We start from the raw sequence: 12841 nt of genomic DNA, 5'->3' as shown, positions 1-12841 counted from the left end.
CAGGTTCATGATTGCGACGTCACCTGGGCCGCCAGCAGATAGCCGCAGCCGCGCACGGTACGGATCAGCCGCGGCGACTTGCCGGTATCGCGCAGGCGCTGGCGCAGGCGACTGACCGCCATGTCGACGATGCGCTCCAGTGGCATCACCTCGCGGCCGCGGGTGGCGTTGGCGATGGTGTCGCGGTCGAGAATCTGCTGCGGGTGGTCGAGAAACAGTTTGAGCAGGGCGAAGTCGGCGCCGGAGAGGAACACCTCCTCGCCATCGGTGTGGAACAGGCGATGGCTGACCATGTCGAGCCGCCAGTCATCGAAGGCCAGCACATCGCTGCCGCGCTCCTGGGCGAAACTCACCCGGCGCAGCAGCGCCTTGATCCGCGCCAGCAATTCTCGCGGGCTGAATGGCTTGCCGAGATAATCGTCGGCGCCGAGTTCCAGGCCGATCACCCGGTCAGCTTCGTCGGAGCTGGCGGTGAGCATGATGATCGGCATCGACGCCAGGCGTTCGTGTTCGCGCACCCAGCGACAGAGGCTGAAGCCATCCTCGTCGGGCAGCATCACGTCGAGGATCACCAGATCCGCCGGCTGCTCACACAGCGCCTGGCGGAACGCGGCGCCATCGGCCACGGTACGCACCTGGAAGCCGGAGCGGCTGAGGTAGGCCTGTAGAAGCTCGCGAATTTCCTGATCGTCATCGACCAGCAGCAGCTGTTTTCCCGTCTGGCTCACATCGCATCCCTTTTCTTGTTGTTATCCGGTCACCCGGCTGCGTCCCTGGTGCCGCGCCTCAGGCGCCCTCCAACAGCGGTTGCAGGGCGACGCCGGCACCTTCCAGCCCCGGATACGGCGCGGTCACCAGCCATACCGGCAGCTGATCGAAATAGCCGCTCATGCGCCCCTTGTCCCGCAGGCTCTGCTGGAAATCGCTGGCGAGGAAGAACTCGGCGAAGCGTGGCACCACCCCACCGACGATGTACACCCCGCCCCGCGCGCCTAGGGTCAGCACGTTGTCGCCGGCCACGCGCCCGAGCCAGCGGCAGAACTGCTGCAGCACCTCGACCGCATAGGGCTCGCCCGCCAGTGCAGCGGCGGTGACCGCCGCCGGCGAATCGACCGTCACCGCGCGGCCATCCAGTCCGCAGCTGGCGCGGTACAACGCCAGCAGCCCCGGCCCGCTGAGCACCGCTTCGGCATTCACGTGACCGAGCTGGCGATGCAGATGAGCCCAGATCGCGGCCTCACGCTCGCTGCCAACCGGCAGGCAGATGTGCCCGCCCTCGCCCGGCAGCGCCCGCCAGCCGCCGCCCTGCAATGGCAACAGCGTGGCGACGCCCAGGCCCGTGCCAGGCCCTATGACCAGACGCGGCCGGCCGGGTTCGGGCTCGCCTGGGCAAACCGTGATGCGTTCGCCCTCGTGCAGGCGCGTCATGCCCAGCGCCATGGCGGTGAAGTCGTTGATCAGCAGCAGCTGCGCAAGCCCGAGGTCCGCACAGAACGCCGCGCGGCTGAGTTGCCAATGGTTGTTGGTGAAACGGAACAGGTCGCCGCCCACTGGCCCGGCGCATGCCAGGCAGACCGCCTCGAGCGTTTCCAGCGGCTGACCGACCGCCGCCAGATAGGCGCGGATCGCCAGCTCGGGGCAGGCGTAATCTGCCGTGGGCAGCACGCGGACCTGCTCGACGCGCTGATCGCGCCAGAGCGCGAAGCGCGCATTGGTACCGCCGATATCGCCGACCAGTGCCGTCTTCACTGCAACGCCTCCAGCCCGGTGGTGAACGCGCTGGCGCCCTGCTCCGCGCTGCTGAACGCCGCGCGCATGAAGCCGAACAGCTCACGGCCGCAGCCGATGCCCAGGTCTTCCGGGCGCGTGGCCGGCTTGCGCGCCGCCCATTCGAGCGGTTCGACCAGCACGCGCAGCACGCCGGTTTCGCCATCGACGCGGATGATGTCGCCATCGCGCACTCGCGCCAGCGGCCCACCGTCCAGCGCCTCCGGGCAGACATGGATGGCCGCCGGCACCTTGCCGGATGCGCCGGACATGCGCCCGTCGGTGACCAGCGCCACCTTGTAGCCACGGTCCTGCAGCACGCCGAGGAACGGCGTCAGCTTGTGCAGTTCCGGCATGCCGTTGGCCTTCGGCCCCTGGAAGCGCACCACGGCGACGAAATCACGCTCCAGCTCGCCTGCCTTGAATGCCGCGGCCAGCTCGCTCTGATCGATGAACACCCGCGCCGGCGCCTCGACCACGCGATGCTCCGGCGCCACGGCGGAAATCTTGGTCACGCCGCGCCCGAGGTTGCCCTCCAGCACGCGCAGTCCGCCTTCGGGCGAGAACGGCCGCATGGCCGGACGCAGGATGTTCTCGTCCAGACTCTGCTCCGGGCCGTCGCGCCAGACCAGCTTGTCACCGTCGAGGAACGGCTCCTGAATGTAGCGTCGCAGGCCCTTGCCGACGACGGTATGCACGTCCTCGTGCAACAGCCCGGCGTCGAGCAGCGTGCGCACCATGAACGGCACCCCGCCACAGGCGTGGAAATGGTTCACGTCGGCCTGGCCGTTGGGGTAGACCTTGGCCAGCGTCGGCACCACCTCGGACAGGTCGGCCATGTCCTGCCAGGTCAGCTGGATGCCGGCGGCGCGGGCGAATGCCGGGATGTGCAGGGTGTGATTGGTCGAGCCGCCGGTGGCGTTGAGCGCGACCACCGAGTTGACGATGGCCTTCTCGTCGACGATCCGGCACAGCGGCGTGTAGCTGCCGCCCTGATGCGTCAGGCGGACGACCTGCCGCGCTGCCTCGCGGGTCAGCGCATCGCGCAGCGGCGTGTACGGATTGACGAACGACGAGCCCGGCAGGTGCAGGCCCATGATCTCCATGACCACCTGATTGGTGTTGGCGGTGCCGTAGAAGGTGCAGGTGCCGGGGCTGTGGTAGGACTTCATCTCCGACTCCAGCAGCTCCTCGCGACTGGCCTTGCCCTCGGCGTAGCGCTGGCGCACTTCGGCCTTTTCCTTGTTGGGAATGCCCGACGGCATCGGCCCACCGGGCACGAAAATCGTCGGCAGATGGCCGAAGCGCAGCGCGCCGATCATCAGCCCGGGGACGATCTTGTCGCAGATGCCGAGCAGCAGCGCGGCATCGAACATATTGTGCGACAGAGCCACCGCGGTGCTCATGGCGATCACCTCGCGGCTGGCCAGACTCATCTCCATGCCCGCCTCGCCCTGGGTCACGCCATCGCACATCGCCGGCACGCCACCGGCGAACTGGCCGACCGAACCGACCTCACGCAGTGCCTGCTTGATCAGCTCGGGAAAGTGCTCGTAGGGCTGATGCGCGGAGAGCATGTCGTTATAGGCCGAGACGATGGCCACGTTGGCCTCGTTCATCAGGCGCAGGCGCTGCTTGTCTTCGCTCGAAGCACAACCGGCGACGCCGTGGGCGAAGTTGGCGCACTGCAGCTTGCCGCGCTGCGGACCTTCGCTGGCCGCCGCGGCCATCATCGCCAGATAGCGTTCGCGGGTCTTGCGACTGCGCTCCACCAGGCGCTCGGTGACCTGTTGAACTCGTGGATGCATGTCTTACTCCCGTTGCGAATTGAGGATTCCGACAACCATAAACCATCCGAGGCGGGTTGAAGTTCCGAGGCGATGGGAAGGTGAGTCCTTAGGCACGGAAGAACGGGTTCTTCGCACTTGGTTGTCTTAGGGCCGACGCCGAACGCAAGCGCCCACGACCGACGCCGGAGCGATCCCGCCGGTTCGCTTCCGGGTCGCGCGGATTCGACGACGTTTTGCCCGCCATCGCCGCATGCGTCACACTTGCGCCCTTCGAGGGCCCGGCCCCTTTCCACAGTCGAATCCAACGCATGACCCGCTCCCCCGTTCGCCGTCTGATCTTCTCCGCGCTGCGCCGCCTGCTGTACCTCTGGGTGCGTTCGGAAACCATCAACCAGTCCGCCTTCACCCTCAAGCTCGATCGCAGCAAGCCGGTGTTCTACGTGCTGCAACAGGCGTCGCTGAGCGATCTGGCGGTGCTCGACGTCGAGTGCGCCAAGGCCGGGCTGCCGCGCCCGGTAGCCGATGTGGCGGTGGGCGAGCATGTCGAGCCGGCGGCGTTCTTCTTTCTCAACCCGGCGGCGAGCTGGTTCGGCCGGCGTTCCCGGCTGGTCGCCCCGCCGACCCTGGTGCGGCTGGTCGGCGCGCTGGAGCACAACGCGGTGGAGAACGCACAGATCATCCCGGTCAGCGTGTTCTGGGGGCAGTCGCCAAACCGCGAGACCAGCGCCTGGAAGCTACTGTTCGCCGACAGCTGGGCGGTCACAGGGCGCCTGCGCAAGCTGCTCAGCATCCTGGTGCTGGGGCGCAAGACGCGCGTGCAGTTCTCCGCGCCGATCCAGCTCAACGAGCTGGTGGCGCAGAACAAGGGCCACGAGCGTACCCTGCGCATGGTGCACCGCATGCTGCGCGTGCACTTTCGCAATCAGAAGACCGCGGTAATCGGCCCGGACCTGTCGCACCGGCGCAACCTGGTCAAGGGGCTGGTGCATGGCCCGCAGGTGCGCGAGGCGATCCGCGAGGAAGCCGCGCGCGAGAACATCGCCCTCGACAAGGCCGAAGCCCGCGCACTGCGCTACGCCAACGAGATCGCCTCGGACTACGCCTACACCGCCGTGCGCTTTCTCGAAGTGGTGCTGTCCTGGTTCTGGAACAAGATCTACGACGGCATCCGCGTCAGCCATATCGAGCCGCTGCAGGACGCCGTGCGCGGCTACGAGGTGATCTATGTGCCCTGCCATCGCAGCCACATCGACTACCTGCTGCTGTCCTACCTGCTGTTCCGCAACGGCCTGACGCCACCGCACATCGCCGCCGGCATCAACCTCAACATGCCGGTGATCGGCGGCCTGCTGCGCCGCGGCGGCGCGTTCTTCATGCGCCGTTCGTTCAAAGGCAACCCGCTGTACACCGCGGTGTTCAACGAATACCTGCACACCCTGTTCAGCCGCGGCTTTCCGGTGGAGTACTTCGTCGAGGGCGGGCGCTCGCGCACCGGGCGCATGCTGCGGCCGAAGACCGGCATGCTGGCGCTGACCCTGCGCAGCTACCTGCGCTCCTCGCGCCTGCCGATTCTCTTCGTGCCGGTGTATGTCGGCTACGAGCGCGTGCTGGAGGGCCGCACCTACCTGGGCGAGCTGCGCGGGGCGGCGAAGAAGAAGGAATCGATCTTCGACATCTTCAAGGTCATCGGTGCGCTCCGGCAGCGCTTCGGCCAGGTCTGGGTCAATTTTGGTGAACCGCTCAAGCTCAACGAGTTTCTCGATCAGGAACAACCGGGCTGGCGCCAGCAGAACCATGCGCCGGAGTTTCGCCCCGACTGGCTCAACGCGACGACCAACCGTCTGGCCGAGCGTATCGCCCAGCGCCTGAACGAGGCGGCGGCGGTCAATCCGGTGAATCTGGTGGCGCTGGCCATGCTCTCCACCAGCCGTCAGGCGCTGGATCGCCGTTCGCTGGCGCGGATTCTCGATCTCTACCAGCGGCTGCTGCGCGCGGTGCCCTACTCGCCGCACACCACGCTGCCGGAGGGCGATGGCGAAGCGCTGATCGCCTACGTGCAGAGCCTCGAGCTGATCGCCGAACAGAAGGATGCGCTGGGCGACATCCTCTATCTGGACGAGCAGAACGCGGTACTGATGACCTACTACCGCAACAACGTAATGCACATCTTCGCCCTGCCGGCACTGCTGGCGAGCTTCTTCCAGAGCAGTTCGCGCATCAGTCGCGCGCAGATCCTGAGCTACAGCGAGGCGCTCTATCCGTATCTGCGCGCCGAGTTGTTCATGCGCTGGGAAGTGGAAGAACTCGCGGCGGTGATCGACCAGTGGCTGGCGGCGTTCGTCGAGCAGGGGCTGCTCAAGGTGGACGGCGAGAATTACGTGCGCCCGGCGCCGAGTTCGCGGCAGTTCGTCCTGCTCACGCTGCTCTCGCGGGTGATCGTGCAGACGCTGCAGCGCTTCTACATGGCCACCTCGCTGCTGCTCAACAGCGGCCAGCACAGCCTGAGCGCCGAGGAGCTGGAAAACCTCTGCACGGTCATGGCCCAGCGCCTGTCGATCCTGCACGGGCTGAACGCGCCGGAGTTCTTCGACAAGAGCCTGTTCCGCCACTTCATCCAGGGGCTGCTGGAGCAGAATGTGCTGAGCGCCGATGCCAACGGCAAGCTCGGCTACCACGACGACCTCGGCGAGGTGGCCGAAGGCGTGGCCAAGCGCGTGCTGCCGGCGGAGCTGCGTCTGTCGATTCGTCAGGTCGCACTGGAGCGCCACGAGGACGAAGTGACGCCGCAGCCGGATACCGATCGGCGCGACTAGCTCAGTCGCAGCGCTCCAGCAGACTGGCGTCGATCTGCTCCAGGCGATTGACGCCGCACAGCGCCATCGCCGTGGCCAGTTCGGCCTGCAGGCTGGCCAGCAGCCGCACCACCGCCGCCTCGCCGCCGGCCGCCAGCGCCCAGGCCCAGGGGCGGCCGATCAGCACGCCCTGCGCGCCCAGGGCGAGCGCCCGGAGCAAATCGACACCGCTGCGAATGCCGCCATCGAGCAGAATCGGCAGCCGCCCGCCAAGCGCCTCGACCACCGCCGGTAGTTGATGAATGGTCGAAGCCACGCCGTCCAGCTGCCGGCCGCCGTGATTGGAGACGACGATGCCATCGGCACCGCAATCGAGCGCGCGCAACGCGTCGTCCGCTTCCATGATGCCCTTGAGCACCAGCCGCCCCGGCCATTGCGCGCGCAGCCAGCGGATGTCGTCCCAGCTCACGCGCGGGTCGAACTGCGCATCCAGCCAGGCCTTGAAGGCGCGCAGGTCGCTGGGGTCGGCGACACGGTCGCTGAGGTTGCCGAAGTGATGCGGCCTGCCGCGAATCCCCACATCCAGCAGCCAGCCGGGACGCTGCGCCAGCTGCGTGGCCTTGGCCAGCCGGCCGCGCCAGCTCGCGTCGAGCATGCCGTTGCGAATGTCGCGTCGACGAATCCCCGCCACCGGCAGGTCGACGGTGAATAGCAGCGTGTCGCAGCCGTTGCGGCGTGCCTGCTGCAACAGCCCCAGCACGGCGTCGCGATCGCGCAGCATGTAAAGCTGGAACCAGCAGGCGCGCGTACTGGCCGCGTGCACCTCGGCCAGCGAGCAGATGCCGACCGTGGACAGGCTGAACGGCACGCCGGCCGCCGCCGCTGCCCGCGCCGCCTGCACCTCGCCGCGGCGCGCATAGAGGCCGGCCATACCCAGCGGCGCCAGCGCCAGCGGCATGCTGGCGGCCTGGCCGAGCAGCTCGCAGCGGGTGTCGAGGTTGTCCACGTTGCGCAGCACGCGCTGGCGCAGGTTCAGCCGCTGGAAATCCTCGCGGTTGGCGCGCAGGGTCTGCTCGTCGTTCGCGCCGCCGTCGATGTAATCGAACAGGAAGCGCGGCAGGCGCTGCCGGGCCAGGCGCCGGTAGTCGGCGCAGCTGGCGGCCAGGCGGTAGGACGCAAGGTTCATGGTGCGCTCCTCAGCCGGTCACCCGCCGCCACAGCGCCCGACTCACCACGCGCAGCTTGTCGCGCGGGGTGAAGCGCTTGAGCGTGGCCTTGACCACGCCCTCGGTGAAGCGCGTGCGCTTGCTGTAGTCGATGCGCACGTCCACCAGCACCGGCCTGCCCTCGCCGGCCAGCGTCATCGCCCGGGTGATGCCGTCGGCACACTGCGCGTTGTTCTCGATGGCGACGAACGCCGCACCGGTGGTTTCGGCCAGCGCGGCGAGGTTGAGCGGCCGCAGCACGGTGCAGGTCTTGCGGTTGTAGGGAATCTCCTGGGCCTGGGCGATCTGCGACAGCTCGCCGTCGTTGAACACGAACAACACCAGATCGAGCCCCAGGCTGCTGGCGGTGACCAGCTCCAGGCCGGTCATGCGCAATGCGCCATCGCCGACCACGCCGACCACCTGGCGCTGCGGGTTGGCCAGCTTGGCGCCGATCACGCCCGGCACGCAGTAGCCCATCGCATTGAAGTCGCTGGGCGAGATGAAGCCGCGTGCCGCGTGGATCGGCATCAGCTCGGCCAGCAGGAAGGTGTGGTTGCCATCGTCGGCGACCACGATCGCCTGGTCGCTGAGCTGCGCGCGCAACGCCTGGCAGAACACCGCCGGATTCACCCGCCCGTGGCTGTCGTGCTGCAGCCACTCCTTCACATACGCGGCCTTGTCGGCGGCGATCCGTTGCGCCAGCTCGCTGCGCGGCGGCGCGCTGCGCATGGCGCGGACCTCGGCCAGCAGCGCCGGAATCAGCTGCTCGGCCGCGCCGGCCAGGGCGACGCGCGCGGGGTAGTTGGCGCCGAACACCTGCGGGTTGATGTCCAGGTGAATCAGCTTCGCCGGCACCGGCATGCTGTAGCTGCCGGTGGGGATTTCCGCGAAGCGCGTGCCCACCGCCAGCAGGCAGTCGCAATCGGCGAAGGCGTTGGCCGCGGCCGGCACCGCGTAATCGCCGAAGCCCATGCCGACATGCAGCGGATGCGTGGCCGGGAAGGCGCTGAGCCCCTGCAGCGTGGTGCACACCGGCGCGGCGAGCAGTTCGGCGAGCTGGATCAGTTCGGCCTGCGCGCCCATCGCGCCCCAGCCGAGAAACAGCCCGGGCTGGCGCGCGTCGACCAGCAACCGCGCGGCCTGACGCAGCAGCGCCGGATCGAGCGGCGGCGACGAAGGCTCGGCGACGAAGGCTGGCATCTCCTCCACCTCGCCGAGAAAGTTGCCGATGTTGTACGGCAGCTCGACGAACACCGGGCCCGGCTCGCCGCCGGTGGCGATGCGGTACGCCTGATACAGCGTGGGAATCACCTCGGCGTGGCTGAGGATGCGAAAGCTCGCCTTGGTGATCGGCGCCAGCAGCGCGTGCTGGTCGATGTCGTGCAGCTGGAAGTGGCGGCCGCTTTCGCTGTGGATGCCGCCGGAGAGGATCAACATGGGAATGCCGTCCAGCCCCGCTTCGCCGATGCCGCTGGCCGCATGGGTGACGCCGGCGGCAGGCACGATCACCAGCGTGCCGATGCTTGAGCCAGTGCGGCTGAAGGCATCGGCCATGAAGGCCGCGCCGCATTCGTGCGTCACCAGCACCGGCTGGATGCTTGGCGAGGCGTTCAGCTCGTCGTACAGCTCGGTGTTGTGCACGCCCGGAATGCCGAAGGTGTGGCTGACGCCCAGCTGTTCCAGGGCGAAGCGTGCGAGTGCGGCGCCGGTCTTCTTCATGGTGGTTCTCCTTGTTCTTATGCTTGTTCTTATATGTCAGGCGTCGCCGGCGATGGTCTGCGCGGCGCGACGACCGTTGAGGATGCAGTTCGAGAGAAAGGTGCCTTCCAGCGAACGGATGCCGCTGATGCCACCGCCGCCGAAGCCGGCTGCCTCGCCGGCCGCATACAGGCCGGGCACGGGCTCGCCGTGGCCATCGAGCACCCGTGAATGCAGGTCGGTGAGCATCCCGCCCATGCTCTTGCGGCTGATCAGCCGGGTACGGATGGCGATCAGCGGGCCGCTGCCCGCCGCGAGGATCGGCCGCGGTGCGCAGGTGCGCACGCGGTCGCCGCGCCACTGCCGCAGTTGCTGCAGGCGGCGCAGTTGTTCGTCGTTGTACAACGCCGGACCACGGCGGATTCCGGCGTCGTAGCGCGCCAGCGTTGCGGCCAGCAAATCGGGGTCGAGACGGCCATCGGCGGCCAGCGCGGCCATCTTTTCAGCCAGCTGCGGCAGCGTGTCGGCGGCCAGTACATCCGGGCAGCGCTCAACCATCCAGCGCACCAGCTGGCGGTTGCCGGTGGCGAGCTGCCAGAGCAGCGGCAACAGCTTGCGGTCGCGAAAATGCGGGTTGCTGTCGGTGCCGGAAATCGCCAGCTCCTTGATCGCGATGCGCCAGTTGAGCAACTGCCAGCCGTACTGGCCGGGCAGATGGCCGATGCGCTTGCACTGGTCATGGGTGTCGAAACCGCCTACCAGCGGCTGCGGGCCGATGCGTTGGCCGCTGGCATCGAGCCAGAGCGCCGAGCGCGAGGGAATCAGGCTCAGGCCATGCTGCGGATACTGCGGCTCGGGATGGGCGATGCCGGCGGCGTAGTTCCACATCCGTCCGAGCTTGACCACCTGGCCACCGGCCGCCTGCACTTGCGCATGCAGTTCGCCGTCGGCGCGCGGGTCGGTGCCGTTGAGGATGTTCTCCGGGTACGGGCCGTACAGCGGGTCCCAGTGCTGGCGGACCTTGGCCAGGTCGCCATTGATGCCGCCGCTGCACAGCACCACATGCTCGGCGGCGATGCGAAACTCGCCCGCGTCGCTGCGGCCGTGGCAGCCCACCACGGCCCCGTTGCGCGTTTCCAGGCCTAGCACGCGATGCTCGAACAGGCAGCTCAGGCCAGTATGCTCGAACATCCGCCGCGCCAGCGTCTGCGCCACGCCGCGGCCGCAGCCCCAGGCGACGTGATAGCGCGGCAGCGCGTTGCCGTCGCCGAAATTGCCGCGCTCGACCCACTGCACCGCCGGGAAGAAGCTCACGCCGCGCTGGCGCAGCCAGTCGTAGATGTCCGCCTTGTTGCGCTCGGCATAGTGCTCAGCCCAGCGCCGCCCCCAGTGGTCGTCGGCGTCGAAGGCGGCTACCCGCAGCCAGTCTTCCAGCAGCAGCTCGGGCGAATCCTGCACCTTGTTGCGCCGCTGTTCCGGCGTGCCGCAGAGCAACATGCCACCGAACGCATCGTTGGCCTGACCGCCGCACTGACTGCGCGGCGCGGCGTCCAGCAGCAGCACCTGGCAGCCACGTTCGAGCAGTTCCAGCGCCGTGCTGATGCCGGCCAGCCCCGCGCCGATCACCAGGGTTTCACAACGATGATGCGTAGGCTGCATGTCCGGCCTCCTGGCAGAAGTGCGATTCGATGCCCCCAGCCTAGGCAAGCGCTGCGTCGGCAGCCTGACTTTTCACGAATGCCTGGTTGACATATTGCGAATCCAAGCCCGCAATGCCCCCGTCGCCCAACGGATGCCGAACATGACCCAGATCGCCCGCAGCGCCGTGTTCATCGGCTTCGACAGCCTGTGCCGGCGCTACGACCTGAATCCACACGAGCTGCTGCGCCGCTGCGATCTCGACCCTCTGGTGCTGCGCCGGCCGGATCTGTACGTGCCCTACGCCAGCTTCGCCCGCGCGCTCAACCTTGCCGCCGCCGAGGGACCGGCGCCCAGCTTCGGCCTGCAGTTGAGCGAGTATCACGACTACCTGGTGTTCGGCCCGTTCGGCCTGCTGCTGGCACAGGCCGAGAGCTTCGCCGAGGTGCTCAAGCTCACCCAGCAATACGTGCATTTGCATGCGCAGGGCATCGCCCTGCATCTGCACAGCGAAGGCGACCGACTGCATGTCGAATACCGCCTGCAGCTGCACGATGCAGTGGACCTGCGCCAGCTGCGCGAGCTGGGCCTGGGGGTGATGCAACGAACCATGACCGGCCTGTTCGGCGCCGGCTGGCAACCTCGCGAGCTGCTGGTCGGCCACGCGGCGGTGGGCGAGCCTGCCGACTACGCGCGGGTATTTCCCTGCCCGGTGCGGTTCGAGCAGCGCAGCAGCGGCTTCGTCACCGACAGCGGCATCTTCGACCTGCGCCCGCTGGAGCAGCGGCATCAGCTCAAGTCGCATTTGATCGAGCAGTACCATCACAACCGGCACTTGCCGACCGACCTCGCCGAGCAAATCCGCTACGTGTTGCAGTCGATCCTCTCCACCGGCGAGGCGCGGCTGGACGTGGTCGCGCGCCTGCTCGGTCAGCATCCGCGCAGCCTGCAGATCGCCTTGCAGCGCGACGGGCACAGTTTTCGCGGGCTGCTCGACCAGGTGCGCTATGCCGAGGCGCGCCACCAGCTGCGGCTGTCCACCCAGTCGATCACCGATCTCGCGCTGCACCTGGGCTACGCTGACGAAACGGCGTTCTCCCGCGCATTCAAGCGCTGGAGCGGGATGGCACCGCAGCTGTGGCGCAAGGGCAACTTCGACGTCAGCTGAACGCTCTCGAAGCGCCACGGCAGCTGTTAAGCTCGCCGCCACCCATTCGGAGGAACCACCCCATGCTTCGCATCGCCACCTTTGCCGCCGGCCTGCTGCTGTCTGCCGGCGCGTTCGCCCTGTCGCTCTCGGACCTGACCCAGAGCGATGCCAGCGCCGGCCTCAAGGATGCCCTCAGCCAGGGCGCCAAGGTCGCGGTGCAGCAGCTCGGCCGCCCGGGCGGCTTCAGCAGCGACCCGAATGTACGCATCGAACTGCCGGGCAACATCGGCAAGGCCTCGCGCATGTTGAAGATGCTCGGCATGGGCGCGCAGGTCGAACAGCTGGAAAACAGCATGAACCTGGCCGCCGAGAAGGCCGTGCCGCAAGCCCAGCAACTGCTGCTGGATGCCGTGCGCAAGATGACCGTGCAGGACGCCAAGGCAATTCTCGCCGGCGGTGACGACTCGGCGACCCAGTACCTGAACAAATCCAGCCGCGAGCAGATTCGCGCCAAGTTCCTACCCATCGTCAAGCAGGCCACCGACCAGGTCGGTCTCGCGCAGCAATACAACGCGGTGGCGGCGAAAGTACCGACCGGCCTGTCCGGCGGCTACGCCAACATCGAAAGCTACGTCACCGAGCAGGCGCTGGACGGCCTGTTCACGGTGATCGCCGAGCAGGAGGCGAACATCCGCAAGGACCCGGCCGCCGCCGCCACCAGCCTGGCGAAGAAGGTATTCGGCGTTCTTTGATTCGTACTACCGCGTCGCCTTGCGCGTGGATGGCTTCGGCCATCCA

Annotated in this window: 9 protein-coding genes; 3 read left to right on the top strand and 6 right to left on the bottom strand. The window is 67.8% G+C overall.

The window, feature by feature from the left end:
* Nucleotides 1-5: 5 nt before the first annotated feature.
* The 3 genes from U8L64_RS08145 to edd are packed head-to-tail and all read right to left on the bottom strand — an operon-like array spanning nt 6 to nt 3575.
* Nucleotides 6-728, bottom strand: coding sequence for a response regulator (locus U8L64_RS08145; RefSeq protein ID WP_138300140.1), 723 nt, complete (start codon nt 726-728; stop codon nt 6-8).
* Nucleotides 729-786: 58 nt separating this feature from the next.
* Nucleotides 787-1749: a glucokinase gene (locus tag U8L64_RS08140; RefSeq protein ID WP_273526264.1), complete on the bottom strand. Its 963-nt coding sequence runs from the start codon at nt 1747-1749 to the stop codon at nt 787-789.
* On the bottom strand, nt 1746-3575 hold the full coding sequence (edd, locus tag U8L64_RS08135) for a phosphogluconate dehydratase (protein ID WP_043297217.1): 1830 nt from the start codon (nt 3573-3575) through the stop codon (nt 1746-1748). The genes U8L64_RS08140 and edd overlap by 4 nt, the downstream gene beginning before the upstream one ends.
* Nucleotides 3576-3865: 290 nt before the next feature.
* Between edd and plsB the strand changes: the two genes are divergently transcribed.
* Complete coding sequence (gene plsB, locus U8L64_RS08130) at nt 3866-6370, top strand: glycerol-3-phosphate 1-O-acyltransferase PlsB (protein WP_156714944.1); 2505 nt, start codon at nt 3866-3868, stop codon at nt 6368-6370.
* 1 nt (nt 6371) lies between these two features.
* On the opposite strand, the gene U8L64_RS08125 is transcribed toward plsB, so the two are convergent.
* The 3 genes from U8L64_RS08125 to U8L64_RS08115 are packed head-to-tail and all read right to left on the bottom strand — an operon-like array spanning nt 6372 to nt 10914.
* Nucleotides 6372-7535 carry an L-lactate dehydrogenase gene (locus U8L64_RS08125; protein WP_333395965.1) on the bottom strand — a complete coding sequence of 388 codons (1164 nt, stop codon included), beginning with the start codon at nt 7533-7535 and terminating at the stop codon, nt 6372-6374.
* Between the two features lie 10 nt (nt 7536-7545).
* The gene (locus U8L64_RS08120) at nt 7546-9276 is read right to left on the bottom strand and encodes a thiamine pyrophosphate-binding protein (RefSeq protein ID WP_333395962.1); all 1731 of its coding nucleotides are present in this window, start codon (nt 9274-9276) and stop codon (nt 7546-7548) included.
* Between the two features lie 36 nt (nt 9277-9312).
* Nucleotides 9313-10914, bottom strand: a complete 1602-nt coding sequence (locus U8L64_RS08115) for an FAD-dependent oxidoreductase (RefSeq protein ID WP_333395960.1) — start codon at nt 10912-10914, stop codon at nt 9313-9315.
* Between the two features lie 142 nt (nt 10915-11056).
* Here U8L64_RS08115 and U8L64_RS08110 point away from each other — a divergent pair, with 142 nt between their 5' ends.
* Both U8L64_RS08110 and U8L64_RS08105 read left to right on the top strand, forming a co-directional pair.
* A complete protein-coding gene (locus U8L64_RS08110; protein WP_273526258.1) occupies nt 11057-12061 on the top strand; it encodes an AraC family transcriptional regulator in 1005 nt (334 codons plus the stop codon).
* A 62-nt stretch (nt 12062-12123) separates the two neighbouring features.
* On the top strand, nt 12124-12795 hold the full coding sequence (locus U8L64_RS08105; protein WP_043297222.1) for a DUF4197 domain-containing protein: 672 nt from the start codon (nt 12124-12126) through the stop codon (nt 12793-12795).
* The last annotated feature ends 46 nt before the right edge of the window (nt 12796-12841 follow it).

This window comes from Pseudomonas sp. FIP_A4 (genome assembly GCF_036701605.1).
In the GTDB taxonomy this organism is placed as follows: domain Bacteria; phylum Pseudomonadota; class Gammaproteobacteria; order Pseudomonadales; family Pseudomonadaceae; genus Stutzerimonas; species Stutzerimonas phenolilytica.
Note: the sequence above shows the minus strand (reverse complement) of the source record. Positions and strands in the feature narration are given on the sequence as shown.